20 protein-coding genes are annotated in these 17,803 nt (G+C 73.4%); 13 read left to right on the top strand and 7 right to left on the bottom strand.

Annotation, left to right across the window (positions count from 1 at the left end):
* Nucleotides 1-115 precede the first annotated feature (115 nt).
* The 3 genes from M3148_RS05225 to M3148_RS05215 are packed head-to-tail and all read left to right on the top strand — an operon-like array spanning nucleotide 116 to nucleotide 4,598.
* Nucleotides 116-1,036, top strand: a complete 921-nt coding sequence (locus M3148_RS05225; RefSeq protein WP_251303632.1) for an SDR family oxidoreductase — start codon at nucleotides 116-118, stop codon at nucleotides 1,034-1,036.
* Nucleotide 1,037: 1 nt separating this feature from the next.
* Entirely contained in the window at nucleotides 1,038-3,368 is a 2,331-nt protein-coding gene (locus M3148_RS05220) for a glycoside hydrolase family 65 protein (RefSeq protein WP_251303631.1), read from the top strand.
* Between the two features lie 24 nt (nucleotides 3,369-3,392).
* Entirely contained in the window at nucleotides 3,393-4,598 is a 1,206-nt protein-coding gene (locus M3148_RS05215) for an MFS transporter (protein ID WP_251303630.1), read from the top strand.
* 4 nt (nucleotides 4,599-4,602) lie between these two features.
* On the opposite strand, the gene M3148_RS05210 is transcribed toward M3148_RS05215, so the two are convergent.
* Nucleotides 4,603-5,328: a GAF and ANTAR domain-containing protein gene (locus M3148_RS05210; protein ID WP_251303629.1), complete on the bottom strand. Its 726-nt coding sequence runs from the start codon at nucleotides 5,326-5,328 to the stop codon at nucleotides 4,603-4,605.
* Between the two features lie 271 nt (nucleotides 5,329-5,599).
* Between M3148_RS05210 and M3148_RS05205 the strand changes: the two genes are divergently transcribed.
* The 4 genes from M3148_RS05205 (at nucleotide 5,600) to M3148_RS05190 (ending at nucleotide 8,438) form a co-directional block, all read left to right on the top strand.
* Entirely contained in the window at nucleotides 5,600-6,034 is a 435-nt protein-coding gene (locus M3148_RS05205; RefSeq protein ID WP_251303628.1) for an STAS domain-containing protein, read from the top strand.
* 14 nt (nucleotides 6,035-6,048) lie between these two features.
* A complete protein-coding gene (locus M3148_RS05200) occupies nucleotides 6,049-6,516 on the top strand; it encodes an ATP-binding protein (protein WP_251303627.1) in 468 nt (155 codons plus the stop codon).
* Between the two features lie 73 nt (nucleotides 6,517-6,589).
* Nucleotides 6,590-7,873: a DUF2254 domain-containing protein gene (locus M3148_RS05195; protein ID WP_251303626.1), complete on the top strand. Its 1,284-nt coding sequence runs from the start codon at nucleotides 6,590-6,592 to the stop codon at nucleotides 7,871-7,873.
* A gap of 160 nt (nucleotides 7,874-8,033) precedes the next feature.
* Complete coding sequence (locus M3148_RS05190) at nucleotides 8,034-8,438, top strand: ATP-binding protein (protein ID WP_251303625.1); 405 nt, start codon at nucleotides 8,034-8,036, stop codon at nucleotides 8,436-8,438.
* A 61-nt stretch (nucleotides 8,439-8,499) separates the two neighbouring features.
* Here M3148_RS05190 and M3148_RS05185 read toward each other — a convergent pair whose 3' ends face one another.
* Nucleotides 8,500-8,856 carry a VOC family protein gene (locus tag M3148_RS05185; RefSeq protein WP_251303624.1) on the bottom strand — a complete coding sequence of 119 codons (357 nt, stop codon included), beginning with the start codon at nucleotides 8,854-8,856 and terminating at the stop codon, nucleotides 8,500-8,502.
* Nucleotides 8,857-8,949: 93 nt separating this feature from the next.
* Here M3148_RS05185 and M3148_RS17750 point away from each other — a divergent pair, with 93 nt between their 5' ends.
* The 3 genes from M3148_RS17750 to M3148_RS05175 all read left to right on the top strand — a co-directional run bounded on the left by M3148_RS17750 (nucleotide 8,950) and on the right by M3148_RS05175 (nucleotide 9,899).
* Entirely contained in the window at nucleotides 8,950-9,072 is a 123-nt protein-coding gene (locus M3148_RS17750) for a hypothetical protein (RefSeq protein ID WP_285883257.1), read from the top strand.
* Nucleotides 9,069-9,614, top strand: coding sequence for a DUF1697 domain-containing protein (locus tag M3148_RS05180; protein WP_251303623.1), 546 nt, complete (start codon nucleotides 9,069-9,071; stop codon nucleotides 9,612-9,614). Before M3148_RS17750 ends, M3148_RS05180 begins: the two co-directional genes overlap by 4 nt.
* Before the next feature lie 87 nt (nucleotides 9,615-9,701).
* Nucleotides 9,702-9,899, top strand: coding sequence for a DUF1918 domain-containing protein (locus M3148_RS05175; RefSeq protein WP_251303622.1), 198 nt, complete (start codon nucleotides 9,702-9,704; stop codon nucleotides 9,897-9,899).
* Nucleotides 9,900-9,940: 41 nt separating this feature from the next.
* Here the strand turns inward: M3148_RS05175 and M3148_RS05170 are convergent, their stop codons facing one another.
* Genes M3148_RS05170 through M3148_RS05160 form a run of 3 tightly spaced genes read right to left on the bottom strand, consistent with a single transcriptional unit; the run spans nucleotide 9,941 to nucleotide 12,640 of the window.
* Nucleotides 9,941-10,771 carry an ABC transporter permease gene (locus M3148_RS05170; RefSeq protein WP_251303621.1) on the bottom strand — a complete coding sequence of 277 codons (831 nt, stop codon included), beginning with the start codon at nucleotides 10,769-10,771 and terminating at the stop codon, nucleotides 9,941-9,943.
* A gap of 1 nt (nucleotide 10,772) precedes the next feature.
* On the bottom strand, nucleotides 10,773-11,810 hold the full coding sequence (locus tag M3148_RS05165; RefSeq protein WP_251303620.1) for an aliphatic sulfonate ABC transporter substrate-binding protein: 1,038 nt from the start codon (nucleotides 11,808-11,810) through the stop codon (nucleotides 10,773-10,775).
* Nucleotides 11,811-11,836: 26 nt separating this feature from the next.
* Complete coding sequence (locus M3148_RS05160; protein ID WP_251303619.1) at nucleotides 11,837-12,640, bottom strand: ABC transporter ATP-binding protein; 804 nt, start codon at nucleotides 12,638-12,640, stop codon at nucleotides 11,837-11,839.
* 267 nt (nucleotides 12,641-12,907) lie between these two features.
* Here M3148_RS05160 and M3148_RS05155 point away from each other — a divergent pair, with 267 nt between their 5' ends.
* Nucleotides 12,908-13,402, top strand: a complete 495-nt coding sequence (locus M3148_RS05155) for a GrpB family protein (protein ID WP_251303618.1) — start codon at nucleotides 12,908-12,910, stop codon at nucleotides 13,400-13,402.
* On the opposite strand, the gene M3148_RS05150 is transcribed toward M3148_RS05155, so the two are convergent.
* Nucleotides 13,403-14,149, bottom strand: a complete 747-nt coding sequence (locus M3148_RS05150) for a DinB family protein (RefSeq protein WP_251303617.1) — start codon at nucleotides 14,147-14,149, stop codon at nucleotides 13,403-13,405. It lies immediately after the preceding gene.
* Nucleotides 14,150-14,272: 123 nt separating this feature from the next.
* Here M3148_RS05150 and M3148_RS05145 point away from each other — a divergent pair, with 123 nt between their 5' ends.
* Both M3148_RS05145 and M3148_RS05140 read left to right on the top strand, forming a co-directional pair.
* On the top strand, nucleotides 14,273-15,886 hold the full coding sequence (locus M3148_RS05145) for a DHA2 family efflux MFS transporter permease subunit (protein ID WP_251303616.1): 1,614 nt from the start codon (nucleotides 14,273-14,275) through the stop codon (nucleotides 15,884-15,886).
* A 23-nt stretch (nucleotides 15,887-15,909) separates the two neighbouring features.
* Complete coding sequence (locus tag M3148_RS05140) at nucleotides 15,910-16,350, top strand: NUDIX hydrolase (protein WP_251303615.1); 441 nt, start codon at nucleotides 15,910-15,912, stop codon at nucleotides 16,348-16,350.
* 4 nt (nucleotides 16,351-16,354) lie between these two features.
* Here M3148_RS05140 and M3148_RS05135 read toward each other — a convergent pair whose 3' ends face one another.
* Nucleotides 16,355-17,749 carry an APC family permease gene (locus M3148_RS05135; protein WP_251303614.1) on the bottom strand — a complete coding sequence of 465 codons (1,395 nt, stop codon included), beginning with the start codon at nucleotides 17,747-17,749 and terminating at the stop codon, nucleotides 16,355-16,357.
* Between the last annotated feature and the right edge of the window lie 54 nt (nucleotides 17,750-17,803).

Raw genomic sequence — 17,803 nt, 5'->3', positions numbered from 1 at the left:
CTCGGCCAGGCCCGCGGTCGTGGGCTCGAGACCTCGCCACCCGTCCGGATGCGACCTCGCCGCACCGTCCGCAGACTTGGAGGGGCCCCATCACGACGCAGCGAAGGAGACACGCATGGCCTCCGAGGACGCCGACACCACCCGCACCGACCAGCTCACCTTCCAGAACCCAGTCACGCGCTACCCGGAGATCACGCCACCGGAGCAGGAGCAGTCGGAGCCGGGTCTCCAGGCCGACATGACGCCGCAGCCGGACATCGGCGAGCACTCCTACCGCGGCACCGGCCGCCTCGTGGGCCGCAGGGCCCTCATCACCGGCGGCGACTCCGGCATCGGCGCGGCCGTGGCGGTGGCCTTCGCCCACGAGGGCGCCGACGTCGCCATCAACTACCTTCCCGCCGAGGAGGAGGACGCGCAGAACGTCGCGCGCATCGTCACCGAGACCGGCCGCAAGGCCGTCCTCATCCCCGGCGACCTCACCGACGCGACCGTGTGCAGCGACATCGTCGAGCGGACCGTCGCGGAGCTCGGCGGCCTCGACATCCTCGTCAACAACGCGGCCAAGCAGATCGCCAACGAGAGCCTCGAGGACACGCCGGACGAGCAGATCGTCGAGACCTTCGAGACGAACATCCTCGCGATGTTCCGGGTGACGAAGGCGGCGCTGCGCCACCTGCAGCCCGGCTCCACGATCATCAACACCACCTCGGTCGTCGCCTACCAGCCGCCGCCGCCGCTGCTGGACTACGCCTCGACGAAGGCGGCGATCAACACCTTCTCCAAGGGCCTGGCCCAGGAGCTCGCGCCCAAGGGCATCCGCGTCAACGCGGTGGCTCCGGGCCCGATCTGGACCCCCCTGCAGCCCTCCTACGGCCAGCCGATCGAGGACCTGCCCGAGTTCGGCAAGAGCACCCCGCTGGGCCGCGCGGGCCAGCCCACGGAGCTCGCCCCCGCCTACGTCTTCCTCGCCTCCCCGGAGTCGAGCTACGTCATCGGGGAGACGCTCGCCGTCACCGGCGGCATGCCGACCCCCTGAGATGGCCGCACCGCACCTCGAGGTCCACCCGTGGCAGGTCCGTGAGCCCCATGTCGACCTGAACACCTTCGGCGCCGCCGAGGCGCTGTTCAGCCTGTCCAACGGGTACCTCGGGGTGCGGGGCACGCTCGACGAGGCAGACCCCTGCGTCGCGCGTGCCAGCTTCCTCTCCGGGGTCTTCGAGACCCACCCGCTCGCCTACCCCGAGGGCGGGTACGGACACCCGGAGGAGGGGCAGGCGATCGTTGCCGTCGCCGACGGCACCCCGCTCCGGCTCACGGTCGACGGCGCCGCCCTCGACGTCCGGGAGATCGAGCCCGAGGTCCACGAGCGCCGTCTGGACCTGCGCGCCGGCACCCTGGACCGGCGGATGCGGTGGCGTGTGCCGTCGGGAACGACGCTCGAGCTGCGCACTCGCCGGCTCGTCTCCCTCACCGAGCGCTCGGTCCTCGCCGTCCGGTACGAGCTGCGCGCGCTCGACGGGCCAGCCCACGTCGTCGTGCGCTCCGAGCTCACCCTCGGCGTGTGCCCTCCGGAGATCCACAGCGACGACCCGCGCGTGTCAGCTGCCCTCGAGGACCCCTTCGAGGTCCTCACGGCGCAGGCGGCGCAGGACGGTGGGAGCCTCGCGCTGCGTACTCGACGGACCGGGATCGGTGTCGGTGCCGTGGTCCACCACGACGTCGACGGCGCCACGGCCGTCGAGTCCGAGGCGGGTGAGGACCGCGTCGTCACGACGGTCGTCGCCGACGTCGAGCCCGGCCGGGCGCTGCGGCTCACCAAGACCGTCGGCTACACCTGGTCCCACGACCTGCCCGCTGACTCCCTCGTCGAGCGGGCGGTCGCCGCCGTCCGCGGCGGCGAGGCGCTCGGCTGGGACGGTCTGCTCGCCGCCCAGCGTCGCGCCCTCGACGACTTCTGGGAGCGGGCCGACGTCGAGGTCGACGGCGACCCGGAGCTCCAGCAGGCGCTGCGGTTCGACCTCTTCCACTTGTACTGCTCCGCGACGCGGATCTCCCACGCCCCCGTCGGCGCGAAGGGCCTGACCGGCGCCGGGTACAACGGCCACACCTTCTGGGACGTCGAGGGCTTCGTCGTGCCGGTGCTCACGCTCCTCGTCCCCGACGCCGCCGCCGAGCTGCTCCGCTGGCGCGCCTCCACCCTCGACGCCGCCCGGGAACGCGCGGAAGTCCTCGACTGGCGGGGCGCCACCTTCGCGTGGCGCACCATCGACGGGCACGAGACCTCTGCCTACTGGCCGGCGAGCACGGCCGCCGTCCACGTCAACGCGGCCGTCTCCCGCGCCTTCTGGCTGTACTCGAACATCACCGGCCGGTCCCTGGACGAGCTCGGCGGCCGAGAGGTCCTCGTCGAGACCGCCCGGCTGTGGATGTCGATCGGGCACGAGGACGCCGACGGCGGGTGGCACCTGTTCGGGGTCACCGGACCCGACGAGTACACCGGCGTCGTCGACGACAACGTCTTCACCAACCTCCTGGCCCGCCGCAACCTCGTCCGGGCCGCCGAGGCCTGTGAGTCGGCGCCCGAGCGGGCCCGTGAGCTCGGCGTCACCACCGAGGAGGTCGCCTCCTGGCGCGCCACCGCTGACGCCGTCCACGTCCCCTGGGACGAGGTCCGCGGCGTCCACCCGGCGAACACCGGCTTCACCACCTACCGGGAGTGGCGCTTCGCCGACAAGCGCGGCTCCTACCCGGTGGAGGAGCACCAGCACTACGCGAAGTTCTACCGACGCCAGGTGGTCAAGCAGGCCGACCTCGAGCTCGCCCTGTGGTGGTCCCGCGACGAGTTCACCGACGAGGAGGCCGCGGCGGACCTCGAGTACTACGAGGCCCGCACGGTGCGTGACTCCTCGCTGTCCGCCTCGGCGCAGGCCGTCGCCTGCGCACTGGCGGGCCACCCGGACCTCGCCCTGCGCTACCTGCGCGAGGCCGCCCTCGTCGACCTCCGCGACATCCAGGAGGACACCGCCGAGGGCCTGCACATGGCCTCGATGGGCGGTTCCTGGCTCGCGCTGGCCGCCGGTCTCGGGGGGCTGCGCGACAACCGCGAGGAGCTCGAGCTCGCTCCGCTCCTGCCGGGCGCGCTCACCCGGGCCCGTTTCCACGTCACCTGGCGCGGGCGTCTCGTGCGCGTCGAGACGACGGCGGCCGGCACGACGCTCACGCTGCTCGACGGACCGGGCCCGCTCGTCGTCGTCGTCGACGGCGTGCGGCACGAGCTGGGGGAGGAACCGGTGACCGTGCCGCTGCGCGACCCGGCGCCGCTGCGCCCCGAACCCACCCAGCCCGAGGGCCGTGAGCCGCGCGTCTGACCCCCGAGCAATACTGGCGGCGACATGTCGCCACAGACCTCACCCCGCCCCGCCCTGCCCCGGGAGATCTGGGTCCTCGCGGGCGCCGCCCTCCTCATCGCCCTCGGCTACGGCCTCGTCGCCCCCGTCCTGCCGCAGTTCGCGCGCTCCTTCGACGTCTCCGTCGCGGCCGCGTCCTTTGTCGTCAGCGCCTTCTCGCTGTGCCGGCTGCTCTTCGCGCCCGCGGGCGGCGCGCTCATCGCCCGGCTGGGGGAGCGGCGCATCTACCTGTCCGGGCTGCTCGTCGTCGCGCTCTCCAGCGTGGCCACCGCCCTGGCGCAGGACTACGTCCAGCTGCTGATCTTCCGGGGGCTCGGCGGCATCGGGTCGACGATGTTCACGGTCTCGGCGATGGGCCTCATCGTCCGGCTCGCGCCGCCGACGGCGCGCGGGCGGGCGTCCTCGCTCTACGCGACCGCCTTCCTGCTGGGCAACATCGCCGGGCCGGTCGTCGGTGGCCTGCTCGCCGAGCTGGGCCTGCGCGTGCCGTTCATGGTCTACGCCGTCGCGCTCGTGCTCGCGGCAGGGGTCGTGTGGCGCCTGCTGCCGGAGACCGGTGGGCAGGGGGACGCCCGCAAGGGCGACACCTTGGCGCAGCCGCCCATGCTCTTCGGGGAAGCACTGCGCGACAGCGCCTTCCGGGCCGCGCTCGTCTCCGGCTTCGCCAACGGCTGGTCGAACTTCGGGGTGCGCGTCGCGCTCCTGCCGCTCTTCGCCGCGGCGGCGCTCGACGCCGGCCCGTGGGCGGCCGGTGCGGCGCTCGCCGTCTTCGCGGTCGGCAACGCCCTCGCGCTCAACGTCGCGGGCCGCCAGGCCGACGTCCGCGGCCGCCGCCCGCTCGTCATGGTCGGCCTGGTCGTCAACGGGGCCTTCACCGCCGTGCTCGGCCTGTCCGCGAACATCGCCGTCGTGCTCGCCGTCTCCGTGCTCGCTGGCGTCGGGGCAGGCCTGCTCAACCCGGCGCAGCAGGCCACGGTGGCCGACGTCGTCGGCAACGAGCGCAGCGGCGGGAAGGTGCTCGCGGGCTTCCAGATGGCGCAGGACGCCGGCGCGATCCTCGGCCCGGTGCTGGCCGGCGCACTCGCCGACCGCTACGGCTACGACGTCGCCTTCGCCGTCTCCGGCGCCATCACCCTCCTGGCGGGCCTCGCCTGGCTCGGCGGCCGTGAGACCCTCGCCGCACGGCAGTAGCGGCTCAGCCCTTCCGCGGCCGGCTGCTCACAGCGGCGACGATCTCCTCGGCCACGGCCCGGAGCTTGACGTTGCGGTTCTGCGAGGCGGTCCGCAGGACGGCGAAGGCCTCGTCGGCTCCACAGCGGTTCTGGCCCATGACGACGCCGATGGCCTGGTCGATGACGGCCCGGGACGTCAGTGCTGCCTGGAGCTGCGCGCTGAGCTCGGCGTGCTGGGCGAGCCGCACGGCCATGGTCAGGGCCCGGGACGCCTCGTCGGCGAAGCGTCGCCCCTGCTCCATCTCCCCAGGGCCGAACGCGCGGGGCTGCTGGGAGTACAGGTTGATGGCGCCGACCGCGTTCTCCCCTCCGCGCAGTGGCAGCGACAGTGCCGACCTCACCCCGAGGGCGAGGGCGTGGGCCCGGTAGTCGCCGAACCTCTCCTCCTCGGAGAGGTCCTCGATGAGAACGACGTCACCGGTGCGCATCGAGGTCAGGCACGGACCGGTGTCGTGCCCGTACTGGACCTCGTCGTAGCGGGACGCCTCCGCGTCGCTGCTGGCCACCGTCATCGGCTGGCCGTCGCGCGCGAGGGTGATGCCGGCGGAGACCTTGATCCTCATCGTGGCGACGGCGACGTCGACGAGCTGTTTGAGGAAGTTCTCCACGTCCTCGGTGGCGAGCAGGAGGTCCTGCAGGCTGCTGACGAGGTGCTCGCGGTCACGTTCGCGAGCGGGTGCGTCGGTCACGGCCATCACTGGGCAATCTCGGGGAACAGAGTCCCGGACTCACGTGCAGCGAAGGCGGCACGCCGCTGGGTGGCGCGCGCGGGGAGGCTCCGACCCCACCATCGTCCCACACGCGGGGCGAGGGCACCGGCCGGCCGCCGCCTCTGCTGGACGGCGCCCCCGTCACACCGTAGCCTCGGCAGTGGTTAGGACCATAGCCGCAGCGAAGCGCTGCCATGGGGCGTTCGACCTCCCATGGGCCCATCATCGTCGCCGGCCGGAGGTCCTCACCATGGCACTCGACCCCCACCGTCTCTCCCGCCCCAGTGCACCCGGTCTCGACGTCCGACCCGTGAGCGGCCCGGAGGACGCGGCGGTGCGCCTCGCCGTCGTCGGCGAGATCGACCTCTCGACGGTCCCGTTACTCGACGCGGCCCTGAGCCCGCTCATCGCCGATGGCGCGGCGCACGTTGCTCTGGACCTCAGCGGGGTGAGCTTCTGTGACGTCTCCGGGCTCAACCGGCTGCTGGCCGCGCGCAGGACGCTGAACGCCCTCGGTAGCGAGCTCGTGCTCCACGGTCCCTGCCCCTCCCTGCAGATCCTCCTCGACGTTCTCGACCCCGCCCTGGAGCTGGCACCGCCGCTGACGCGACGCGCGGGCACGGTGTCGCCGACGTACCGTGACGCGGGAACGGACGGCGGTGGACGCCGGATCAACAACGCCTGAGACGAGGGGGGCACATGACCGACCCCCACGGCCCGCGCCCGACGGCGACTCCGCCGGTGGGCGGGGGCTCCTCACTGGGCTCCTGGACGCTCACGGACGCCCGAGAGCTCGGCGCGCTGCGGCGCTCGGCCACCGCGGTGCTGAGGCCGGAGCCACACGTCGAGGCAGCGCAGCGGCTGCTGCTCGTCCTGTCCGAGCTGGCCACCAATGCCCTCAAGTACGGGTCCCAACCGGTCACCGTGTCGCTCCACACCGCGGCCGGAGGCTGGCTCCTCGACGTGCGCGACGGGAACTGGCGCACGCCGCCCGGGCACCGGGCGCGTGACGACGGGCGCCCCGGCGGCTACGGCCTGCGGATCCTCGACACCGTGGCCACTGCCTGGGGCTGGTACCCGGGCCCCGACGACGGCGTCAAGCACGTCTGGGCCGTCGTCCCGGCAGCGGGTGCGGCAACGACGGCGACGGGCCAACCTGGGACCTGAACTGGACAGGACGGACGGAAGGCAGCACGTGACGCGACCTCGTGGCATAGCACTGGCCCTGCGGATAGCGGCTGTGCGCTACCGCTTCGAGGAGAGTCTCTTCCTCCTGCCGGCGCTCATCATGCTCGCCGGGATCGTGCTCGCCGTCGTCGCCCCGACCGTCGACGACGCGATCGGGCACGACGCCGACGTGCCCGTCACGCTGGCCATGAGCGCCAATGCTGCCACCTGGCTGCTCGCCACGGTCGCGGGAGCCATGATCACGACCGTCGGCGTGGTCTTCTCCCTCACGGTGGTCAGCCTCCAGCTCGCCAGCGACCAGTTCTCCCCGCGGGTCATGCGCTCCTTCATCCGCGACCGGCTGAGCCAGGTCGTCATCGGCCTGCTCGTCGGCACCTTCTTCTACTGCGTCCTCGTGCTGCCGAACATCAGCGGCGAGGCGACCGACCCCGCGCCGCGGATCTCCCTGACGATCGCCGTCGTCCTCACGCTCGTCACGGTCGTCGGCATCATCCTGCACCTCGACCACCTCGCGCGCGGGCTGCAGGTCGGAAACGTCGTCCGCAAGATCGGCGACGAGGGCGAGGCGGTCGTCGCGGCCGCCGGACAGCTGCCCCGAGGGCTGGAGGAGATCGACCCGCACGGGCTGTGCGCACCAGACGGCGCCACGGTCATCCCCTGCTCGAGGAACGGGTGGATCAGCCAGGTCGACGCCGGACTGCTGCTCCGAGCCGCGCCCTCGGGCACCACCGTGCGGCTCGAGACGCGTGTCGGGGCCTACATCCACAGCGGGGAGCCGCTCCTCACCGCCTGGCCGCCGCCGCCCGAGCGGGCCCGCGAGACGATGGCGGCCGCGATCGAGGTCGCCGACGCGCGCACCATGCTCCAGGACGTCGACTTCGCCATTCGTCAGCTCGTCGACATCGGCCTGCGGGCCCTGAGCCCCGCCATCAACGACCCGACGACAGCCGTCGAGGTCGTCCTGCGCGTCGGCAGCCTGATGCGGGCCGTCCTCGCCGCTCCGGCGGCGCCGGCGGCGGTGCGCGACGGCGACGGGCGGGTGCTCGTCCAGCCGTGGAACCTCGACCACGTGGAGCTCGTCGAGCACGCTTTCGACCAGCTGCGCCAGACCTCGGTGGACCAGCCGCGCGTGGTCGCCACCATCCTGAGGGTGCTGCGCATGCTCGTCACTCACGTGCGCGAGGAGGGCCGGCCCGAGGTCGTGGACGCGCTGGACCACCAGATTCGGCTCCTGCTCGACTCGGTGGAGGCCAGGGACGAGCTCCACCCCGAGGACCTGCGCCTAATCCAGGACCTGCGTTCGGACGACACCGACCCGGCCGACCACAGCAGGTAGCGGACCGCTCCGGGGGCGGGGGCACGGGGGAGCACCTACGGTGGTGCCCACGCGGCACAGCGGTGCGCGCCCGATCGAGGACGTCCTCAGGCAAGAGGTGCAGATGGTCGAGCCCTACGGGCCGTGCCCGCCAGTACCGTGTCCGGAGGCAGTTGGACCGGTGCTGGGCTCCTGGCCGCTCACGCAGCCCGGGGAGCTGGCCGGGCTGCGGCACTCGGTCACCGAGGTCCTGGACGACGGCGCCGGTCGCTCGGCACGGGAGGAGCAGCTGCTCCTGCTCGTCATGTGCGAGCTCGCGACGAACGCCCTCCGGCACGGAGCGGGGGCGGGTGTCGTGACCCTGTCCCAGCACGGACCGAGCTGGCTCGTGGACGTGCGTGACCGGGCCTGTGACGAGACCCCCGCCCACCGCCCGACGGACGACGGCCGTGCCGGTGGGCACGGGCTGCGGATCCTGGACCGGGCGACGACGGAGTGGGGCTGGTACCCCGAGCCTGGCCGCGGTGCCAAGCACGTGTGGGCACTCGTGCCGACGGGCCGGTCGGAGGCGGAGGACCACCGGTGAGAGAGAGCCTCGAGGAGGGCTCTGAGCCTCACGCGGTTCGGCCCACCAGTAGCGCCCCGCCTCAGACGTGGGCGGCGGCGGCCACGCAGAACTGGTTGCCGTGCGGGTCGGCCAGGGTGACCCAGCGGAAGCTCTCGTCCCCGCGCCGCGCCACGAGCGTCGCGCCCGCCCCGAGCAGCCGCTCCACCTCGCCGTCCAGGTCCGGGGCCGTGAGGTCGAGGTGGATCCGGTTCTTCCCGGCAGTCGGGTCCTGAACCTTCTGGAAGGCCAGCAGCACCGGCAGCGTGCCGCCCGCGACCATGACGTACCAGCCGTCGTTGCGCTCGACCACCTCACCGCCGGTCTGCTCCGCCCACCACGTGGCAAGGGAGTCGGCATCGGTCGTGTCGAAGGTCACCATGCTCAGCGTCATCGCCATAGCCGGAACCGTAGTCCGCCAGCACCTCTCCGGTCGGCCCCCCGCGTCCCGTTTCCCGGATGACCACCGGGTGACGGGTCTACTGTGCGGCTCATGGCGACGACGACGGAGCGTGTCCTTCTCGGGCGGACGGGCGCGTGGCGGCACTTCGCCCTCGGCAACCCGCCGCGCGACCTCGAGGTCCGGGGCGCGTCCGCGAAGGACCTGGTGCGGTGACCGGCTACGCGGCGCTCCTGCGCGGCATCATGCCGTCCAACCCGGCCATGAGGAACGAGCGGCTGCGCCCCGTCTTCGAGGAGCTGGGCCTCGACCGCGTCGCCTCCGTCCTGGCGAGCGGGAACATCGTCTTCCACGCCCCCGCGCAGGAGACCGCCGCCCTGGAGGAGCGCATCCAGGACGCCCTGCACGAGCGCCTCGGCATCCCGGGCGGGAACCTCGTGCGGACCGCCGAGGAGCTGCGCGCCCTCCTCGACTCCGACCCCTTCCCCGGTCTCACCCACGGACGCGGCACGTACCTCACCGCCGTCTTCCTCAAGCACCGGCCCCCGGAGCCCGTCGAGCTGCCGGAGGAGCCCGACCCGCGCACCCGCGTGGTCGGCTACGACCCGGCCGCCCGCGTCCTCCTCGCCGTCATCGACAACAGCGACCCGGGCCGGACGCCGGACTTCATGGCGTGGGTGGGCCGGACCTACGGCAAGGACGTCACGGTCCGCACCTGGCTCACGGTCCAGCGCATCGCCAGGAAGCTCGACGCCTGATCCCTTCCCGTCGCGCCCCCGGCGGGCCACCATGGGAGGAGGGCCGGCGAGGTGGCCGGCCGCTCACGAGGAGGGGAGGTGAGAGCCATGTCGGCTGCTCCAGGTGACCGGGTCCTCGTCCGTGCCCTGCACGGGGCGGACCGCGACGGGGAGGTGGTCGCCGTGCGCGGCGCGGACGGAGGACCGCCGTACGTCGTGCGCTGGGCGCGCTCCGGTGAGGAGTCGCTGTTCTTCCCGGGGGCCGGAACGGTGATCGAGCCCGCCACACGGGCGGGCGCGGGCTGAGGTGCGGTGGGCCGGCCCGGGCCGGGCCACCGACCGGGCGCTCACCAGCGGCGAGCGAGGCACCTCTCGACGAGCCCGAGCAGGCTGTCGGTCACCTTCCCCAGCACGGCGAGCGCGATGATCGCGAGGAGGATCCGGTCCACCCGGCCGTTGTTCTGGGAGTCGGTGAGGAGGAACCCCAGGCCCATCGAGGACGCGATGAGCTCGGCGGCGACGAGGAAGAGCCACGCCTGGGCCAGCGCCAGGCGGAGCCCGGCGACCACCGACGGCGTCACCGCCGGCAGCTGCACCCGCGTCAGCAGGCGCACACCGCGGTACCCGTAGGCCCGTCCCACCTCGACGAGGTGCGGGTCGACGTGCCGCAGCGCCGAGGCGACCGTCGTGTAGACGGGGAAGAAGGCACCGATGGCGATGAGCGTGACCTTGGAGTCCTCGTTGATGCCGATCCACAGGATGAGCAGCGGGACCCACGCGAGGGACGGGACGGCCCGCACCGCGCCGACCGTCCCCGCCAGCAGCGTGTCGGCCCAGCGGGACAGGCCCACCAGCGCCCCGACGGCCAGGCCCGCCACCGCCCCGACGGCGAAGCCGAGGACCACCCGCTGGGTCGAGATCGCCACGTGGGTCCACAGCGTCCCGTCGGCGGCCAGCTCCGTCCCGGCCGCCCACACCGCGGCGGGCGAGGGCAGCTGGTAGGAGGCGAAGACGCCGGTGACGGCGGTGAGGACGTGCCACAGGCCGAGGAGCGCGAGCGGGACGGCGACGACGGCGAGGGGACGCCAGCGGAAGGGCGCCGGCTGCGCGGGGGCGGGTTCCGCCGTCGTCCGTGCGTCGGGGGCCGCGGCGGCCCGGGGGAGGGTGAGGGCGGCCATGTCAGGACTCGGCCTCGGTGATGGTCGTGGCGTCGGCCTGCCGGGCCCACGTGTCGTCGATGAGCTCCTCGAGCGCCTTGTCGATCTGCGCCTGCGTGCGGACGTCACCGGTCTCCACGAAGATCGGGCCGACCACCTCGAGGACGGCACGCTGCGCGTCCCCGGGGACGGCGTCGATGCCGAGGTTGGTGCGCTCGAGGACCACGCGCTCGGCGACGGCCGGCTCGATGCCCGCCACCTCGGCGAGGATCTCCACCGTCTCCTCGGGGTTCTCCGCCGCCCACTCGCGGGCCTTCTCGTAGGCGTCGACGACCACCTGGGCGAGATCGGGGGACTCCTCGAGGAAGTCCTCGGTGGCGTTGAGGAAGCCGTAGGTGTTGAAGTCGACGTTGCGGTAGACGAGCCGGGAGCCGGCGTTGACCTCGGTGTCCGCCATGATCGGGTCCAGCCCCGCCCACGCGTCCACGGAGCCGTTCTCCAGGGCCACCCGGCCGTCGGCGTGCTGGAGGTTCTGCACCTCGACGTCCGCGAGCTCCACCCCGTGCTCCTCGAGGCTCTGGAGGAGGAAGAAGTACGGGTCGGTGCCGCGCGTGGCGGCGACCGAGCGGCCCGCGAGATCCTCCACGGAGTCGATGTCGGAGTCCGCCGCGACGACGATCGCCGACCACTCCGGCTGGTCGTACAGCGCGATGGTGTGGATCGGCGACTCGTTGGCGCGGGCGAGCAGGGCGGCCGAGCCGGCCGTGGAGGCGACGTCGACGGCACCCGAGCGCAGCAGCTCGTTGGCCTTGTTGGAGCCGGCGGACTGCACCCACTCGACCGTGACGTCCGGGCCGAGGGTGGCCTCGAGCCAGCCCTGCTCGCGGATGATGAGGCTCAGCGGGTTGTAGGTGGCGAAGTCGACCGTGAGGGTGTCGGCGCTCCAGTCGCCCGACCCGGCGTCGTCGGCGGCGACGGCGGAGCCCTCACCGGCCACGCAGCCGGACAGGAGGAGGACGCCGACGGCGGAGAGGGCGGCGTAGGTGGGGGTGCGGGTCATGGGCGTGCCTTCCGGTGGGGTGGGGCTCAGGCGTGGTGGGTGTCGACGCCGAGGCCGTCGAGCAGCCCGGCGCGCAGGTGGGCGAGCTCGGCGCTGGCGCGGTCGCGCGGACGGGCGCCGGGGACGGTGACGACGGTCCGGACCGTGCTCGCCCCGCCCGGGCCGGGCCCGAGGAGGACGACGCGGTCGGCCAGGTAGAGGGACTCCTCGACGTCGTGGGTCACGAGGAGCACGGTGGCGGGCTCGGCGGCGTGGAGCTCGAGCAGGAGGTCCTGCATGTTGAGCCGGGTGAGGGCGTCCAGGGCGCCGAAGGGCTCGTCGAGGAGGAGGACGCCGGGGCGGCGCGCCAGGGCGCGGGCGAGGGAGGCGCGCTGCGCCATCCCGCCGGAGACCTGGCGCGGGCGGTCCTCGGCGCGGTCGCCGAGACCGACGAGGGTGAGGAGCTCGGCCACCCGCTCCGCGCCCGCGGCCCGGTCGGTGCCGCGGGGCAGCCCGAGCGCGACGTTCTGGCGCAGGCTGCGCCACGGCAGCAGGCGCGGCTCCTGGAAGGCAAAGGCGCAGCGCGGGTCAGCCCCCCGCACCGGCTCGCCGGCGATGGTGATCCGGCCACCCGTGGGCGAGTCGAGCCCGCAGACCTGGCGCAGGAGCGTGGACTTCCCGCAGCCCGAGGCGCCGAGCAGCGCGACGATCTCCCCGGCACCGACGGACAGGTCGATCCCGGTGAGCACGGTGCGCGGCGCCTGGCCCGCGCGCCGCGGCGCGAAGGTGCGGGCGACGCCGGCCAGCTCGACGGCATGGGCGCGGTGCTCGCGGACGGCGGTGGTGCTCATGGTGGCTCCTCAGGGGTGGACGCCTCGACGCTAGGAGCGGGCCGGAGCGACGACAACGGCCGGACGGGCGGCGTCCCAGAGTCCGGTACGCCGGACTCCGACGTCTCACTCCTCGGCCGGTCGGGCCCCGTCCCCGCGCGGCCGTCGACCCCACGGCTTGAGTCGCACTTCCCGTTCTTGCGTCGCCCTTCCTGACGCCCTGGCCTGAGCCGAAGGGGCGACGCATCGCGGTGCGACCACCGGCCTGCCCGTGCCATGATCGGCGCCATGGACGCGGAGCAGCAGGCGGTGCGGCTGGTGCCGAGCCGCCACGAGGAGTGGCTGCTGCGCTACACCGAGATGGCGGGCTGCCTGGCTGCGCTCCTGCCGGGCGCCCATCTCGAGCACATCGGCTCCACCGCGGTGCCGGGCCTGCCGGCCAAGGACGTCGTCGACGTCCTCGTCGGCGTGGACGCCACGCGCGTCGTGGAGGTGGCGCACCGGCTCCGTGACGCGGGCCTCGACCTCGAGGGCGAGCTCACCCACCACTGCTGGCTCAGCGCACCGGACCGGCGCGCGCGGACCCTTGTCGTCCACGTCGTCGAGCACGGCGGGCGCGCGTGGACGAGACGGCTGACGTTCCGGGACCTCCTGCGGCGGGACGCCGACGCGTGCGAGCGCTACCTGCGCGTCAAGGAGGCCGCCGCGCGGGGCTCCGCCGGGTGGGACGACTACACGCAGGCCAAGACGCAGGTCGTGGCGGACCTGCTCACCCGGGCCTAGTCAGCCGAGAGCGTCGAGGTCGCGCACGGCGTAGCGGTGGTGCTCCCACTCCTCCTCGATGATCGTGCGCAGGCAGGAGAGCACCGTCTCCCCGTGGTCGGGGGCGTGCGGGTTGCGTCGCGGCGCGGCCAGCTCCTCGGCAGTGACGTCGTCCAGGTATGCACGGACCAGCGTCTGCCGGTCGGCGCGCGCCTCGAGGACCTCCTCGAACGCGGGCTCCCCGGAGGAGAGCTCCGAGCCGTCGAACGCGACGGTGCCGCCGTCGTCGTCGTCGTACGGCAGCCCGACGGGGTGGAAGGGCCGCTCCCGCTCGAGGACCGCCCGGCCGAGCCACAGATCGGTGGCCATGACGAGGTGCCGCAGGGTCTGGGCGAAGGACCACTCGCCGTCGACCGACCTGTCGACCGTGCCCGCGGGCATCGCCGCGGCGCGCGCGGCCGTGGCCGCCCAGGTTCCCTCGAGGGCGGCCCACGCGCGCCGCAGCCCCTCCGGGTCGGCGGCCCGGCGCAGCTCGCGTCCGGGGAAGCGGCGGTCGAGCTCGGCGTCGACCAGTGGCACGACGTCGACGCCGTTGACGAGGAAGGTGCCGCCCTCCTCGAGCAGCCAGGGCGAGTCGACCTCCATCCCGGCGACGTCGCTGCCGCGCACGACGACGCCGGCCAGGTCGCAGCCGACGAAGCGCGACTCGCGCAGGCTGCGGCCGCGGAAGGTCCGTCCGCGCAGGCTCCCGGGCTCGGTAGCGTCCACCTCCCCACCCTGGCACGCGGGCGCGTCCGCCGGAAGTGTCCGGGGCCACGCCGCCTCGACGGGTGGGAGGAGGGGCGCGGGTCTACATTCACACCGGCCCACCCCCACCCGACAGGAGTCCCCGTGCCCGAGCCCACCAGCAGGTTCGTGCGCTACCGCTGGTGGGGACTCCTCGCCATCAGCCTCGGCGTCGCCCTCATCATCATGGACTCGACGATCGTCTCGGTCGCCGTGCCCGCGATCGTCGAGGACCTCGGGATCTCGAGCACGGAGATCCAGTGGGTGCAGGAGATCTACACGCTTCTCTTCGCCGCGCTCCTGCTCACCTGGGGACGCCTCGCCGACCGCTTCGGGCGGCGCAGGATCATGCTCACCGGGGTGGTCGTCTTCGTCGTCGCCAGCGTCTGCTGCGCCTTCGCGGGGAGCGGCGGGCTGCTCATCGCGGGCCGCGCGCTTCAGGGCCTGGGTGGCTCGATGATCCTGCCGACGACCCTCGCCCTGCTCAACGCCAACTTCCACGGCCGGGAGCGGGGGATCGCCTTCGCGGTGTGGGGCTCGACCATCGGCGGCATGGCGGCCTTCGGGCCGCTGGCGGGCGGCTGGCTCATCGAGAACGCGAGCTGGCGCTGGGCCTTTGGGATCAACGTGCCCTTCGGCATCCTCGTCGTCGCGGGCCTGCTCCTCTTCGTCGCCGAGTCCCGCGAGGTGCGGGACGGGCCCTTGCAGCGCCTCGACCTCGGCGGCGCGCTGCTGTCCGCCCTCGGCTTCGGCGCGCTCGTCCTCGGGCTCATCGAGGGCCGCACCTACGGGTGGTGGTCGGCCGAGGACGCGGCTCCCTTCGCCGTCGGGGGCCTGTCCCCGGTGCCGCTCGCCTTCGCCGTCGCCGTTGTGGCACTTGTCGCCTTCCTCCAGTGGGAGCGCGCCCGCGCGCGGGCCGGCAAGGGCGTCATCCTCGACCTGTCTCTCTTCCGCATTCCCTCCTTCGCCAACGGCAACGTCACGGCCCTCATCGTGAGCTTCGGGGAGTTCGGGCTCATCCTCTCCCTGCCGCTGTGGTTCCAGAACGTCCTCGGCTTCACCGCCTTCGAGGCCGGGCTCGCGCTCGTGCCGCTCGCCGTCGGCTCCTTCCTCGCGAGCGGCGCGGTGGCGGGGCTCTCGCGCCGGCTCGCGCCCGTCGTCGTCGTGCGGATCGGGCTCGGCCTGGAGGTCGCCGCGATCGCCGCGCTCGCGCTGCTCATCCGGCCCGACAGCAGTGCGTGGCTCACCTCCCCGGTCCTCTTCGTCTACGGCCTGGGCGTGGGCCTGGCGACGGCGCAGCTGACGAGCGTCGTCCTGGCCGACGTGCCGGTCGAGCGCAGCGGGCAGGGATCGGCCACCCAGAGCACCGCCCGGCAGACCGGGTCCGCGCTCGGCATCGCCGTCCTCGGCACCGCGTTCTTCACCACGCTGCGCACCGGCACGGAGAGCCGCCTGGCCGACGCCGTCGCGGCCGACCCGGGCATCGTGCCGCTCGTCGAGTCGGTGAGCGCGAGCTCGGGCGGCAGCATCGCGCGGCTCGCGGCCGACCCCGAGACGGCGTTCATCGCCGACGCCGCCCGTGCCGCGATGACCGACGGCGCCGCGATCGCGGGCTGGGTCGCGGCGGGCGCGCTCGTCGTCGGCCTCGTCTCGAGCCTGCGGATCCGACCGGCGGCGACCGCGGAGACGGCGCCGGCCCCGGCCCACGAGACGGCCTAGCGACGGCGCCGTACAGTCTCCGCGTGCACTTCACCGAGTACGACACCCGGCTGGCCACCTACGCGGTCATCGTCAACGAGGCCGGCGAGATCCTGCTCACCTGGTTCAACGGCGGCGACGGGGGCAGGCCGAGCTGGTCGCTCCCGGGCGGCGGCGTCGAGTACGAGGAGGCCGTCGAGGACGCGGTGGTGCGCGAGGCGTACGAGGAGACCGGCTACGACGTCGAGCTCGGGCCGCTCCTGGCCATCCACCACCACAACGCCCCGGCCGGCGGGCCCTTTTCCCGCCCCTACCGGTCCCAGCGCTTCCTCTTCCACGCCCGTGTCGTCGGCGGGCAGCTCGGGACCACCGAGGTGGGCGGGACGACCGACTTCGCGCGCTGGGTGCCGCTCGCCGACTTCCCGCTCGCCGAGCGGACGGCGGACATCGTCGAGCTCGCGGTGCAGCGGTTGGGGCGGCGCTGAGCGCTCAGTCCCCGAGGGCCCCCGGCTCGAGCGGCGGGCGTCCCCGCCGGTAGAAGGCCCAGGTGAGCAGCCACAGGACCAGCCCGATCGCGATGAGCCCGCCGGCGATCTGGTACTCGATCGTGTCCTGCGCCCACGGCCCGACGAGGAAGGCGCAGGTGACCGCCCCGATGTAGGGCAGCACCCGGGGCGCGTGGAAGTGCTCGCGGTCCACCGGCCGGCGCCGCAGCACGATCGCCGCGACGTTGACCACCGTGAACACCGCCAGCAGGAGCAGCGCCGTCGTGCCGCCCAGGGCGGTGATGGTCCCCTCCCCGGCCACCTGGGTGACGCCCCAGACGAGCCCGAAGGTGAGGAGCGTGGTGAAGACGATCGCCGCCCACGGTGAGCGGCGGCCGGGCAGCACCTTGCCGAGCAGCGGCGGCAGCACCTCGTGCTGGGCCATCCCGTAGATGAGGCGGCTGGCCATCATGAGGTTGATGAGCGCGGTGTTGGCGACGGCGAAGATCGACAGGAACGGGTAGATGGTGTCGACGGGCAGGTCGGGGGCGCCCCGGCGGACCACCTCGAGCAGCGGCGTCGTGCTGCCGGCGAGCTCACCGACGGGCACGACCGCGACGGCGGTGACCGACACGAGCACGTAGATGAACGCCGTGAGGCCGAGGCCGGTGAGCATGACCCGCGGGAAGATCCGCACCGGGTCCTTGGTCTCCTCGGCCATGTTGACGGAGTCCTCGAAGCCCACCATCGAGAAGAAGGCGAGCGCCGTCGCGGAGGTCAGGGCGAGGAAGACGGTCTTGTCCTCGCTCGTCTCGAAGACCATCGCGCGGCCGAGGTCGACGTTCCCCTGAGACATCGCCCAGAAGCCGATGAGGATGACGATGAGCAGGCCGGTGAGCTCGACGAGCGTGAGGACGACGTTGAAGGCCAGCGACTCGGCCACGCCGCGCAGGTTGATGAGGGCGAGCAGGGTGATGAAGGCCATCGCGATCAGCGTGACGGCGCCCGAGCCCCAGTCCAGGCCGAAGCCGATGATGACGTTCTCCGCGAGGAACTTCGCGGCCGTCGACGCCGAGGTGAGGCCCGAGCTCAGCACCGCGAAGGTGACGAGGAAGGTGAGGACGTGGACGCCGAAGGCCTTGTGCGTGTACAGCGCGGCGCCCGCCGCCTGCGGGTACTTCGTCACGAGCTCGAGGTAGGAGAAGGCGGTGACGGTGGCGACGGCGAAGGCGAGGAGGATCGCGGCCCAGCCGGCACCGCCCACCTCACCGGCGACCTCACCGGTGAGGGCGTAGACGCCCGTCCCGAGGATGTCGCCGACGATGAAGAGGAGCAGCAGCTTGGGGCCGATGGCCCGCTTGAGGTCCGGCTCGGTGTCGGCCGACGTCGAGGTGCTCATCCCACGTCCCTCCGGGGGCTCGGGCTCGTCCCCGCCGGACGGCTCGTGCGGGAA

Source organism: Georgenia satyanarayanai (genome assembly GCF_023715365.1).
In the GTDB taxonomy this organism is placed as follows: Bacteria; Actinomycetota; Actinomycetes; order Actinomycetales; family Actinomycetaceae; genus Oceanitalea; species Oceanitalea satyanarayanai_B.
The sequence above is the reverse complement of the archived record's forward strand: the minus strand, read 5'-3'. Positions and strand labels throughout refer to the sequence as shown.

Coding starts and splice junctions, on each gene's coding strand:
- M3148_RS05170 (WP_251303621.1), bottom strand. CDS start 10,771: ATGGCCGCCCTCACCCTCCCCCGGGCCGCCGCGGCCCCCGACGCACGG.
- M3148_RS05165 (WP_251303620.1), bottom strand. CDS start 11,810: ATGACCCGCACCCCCACCTACGCCGCCCTCTCCGCCGTCGGCGTCCTC.
- M3148_RS05220 (WP_251303631.1), top strand. CDS start 1,038: ATGGCCGCACCGCACCTCGAGGTCCACCCGTGGCAGGTCCGTGAGCCC.
- M3148_RS05185 (WP_251303624.1), bottom strand. CDS start 8,856: ATGGCGATGACGCTGAGCATGGTGACCTTCGACACGACCGATGCCGAC.
- M3148_RS05200 (WP_251303627.1), top strand. CDS start 6,049: ATGACCGACCCCCACGGCCCGCGCCCGACGGCGACTCCGCCGGTGGGC.
- M3148_RS05135 (WP_251303614.1), bottom strand. CDS start 17,749: ATGAGCACCTCGACGTCGGCCGACACCGAGCCGGACCTCAAGCGGGCC.
- M3148_RS05205 (WP_251303628.1), top strand. CDS start 5,600: ATGGCACTCGACCCCCACCGTCTCTCCCGCCCCAGTGCACCCGGTCTC.
- M3148_RS05225 (WP_251303632.1), top strand. CDS start 116: ATGGCCTCCGAGGACGCCGACACCACCCGCACCGACCAGCTCACCTTC.
- M3148_RS05215 (WP_251303630.1), top strand. CDS start 3,393: ATGTCGCCACAGACCTCACCCCGCCCCGCCCTGCCCCGGGAGATCTGG.
- M3148_RS05160 (WP_251303619.1), bottom strand. CDS start 12,640: ATGAGCACCACCGCCGTCCGCGAGCACCGCGCCCATGCCGTCGAGCTG.
- M3148_RS17750 (WP_285883257.1), top strand. CDS start 8,950: ATGGCGACGACGACGGAGCGTGTCCTTCTCGGGCGGACGGGCGCGTGG.
- M3148_RS05155 (WP_251303618.1), top strand. CDS start 12,908: ATGGACGCGGAGCAGCAGGCGGTGCGGCTGGTGCCGAGCCGCCACGAG.
- M3148_RS05175 (WP_251303622.1), top strand. CDS start 9,702: ATGTCGGCTGCTCCAGGTGACCGGGTCCTCGTCCGTGCCCTGCACGGG.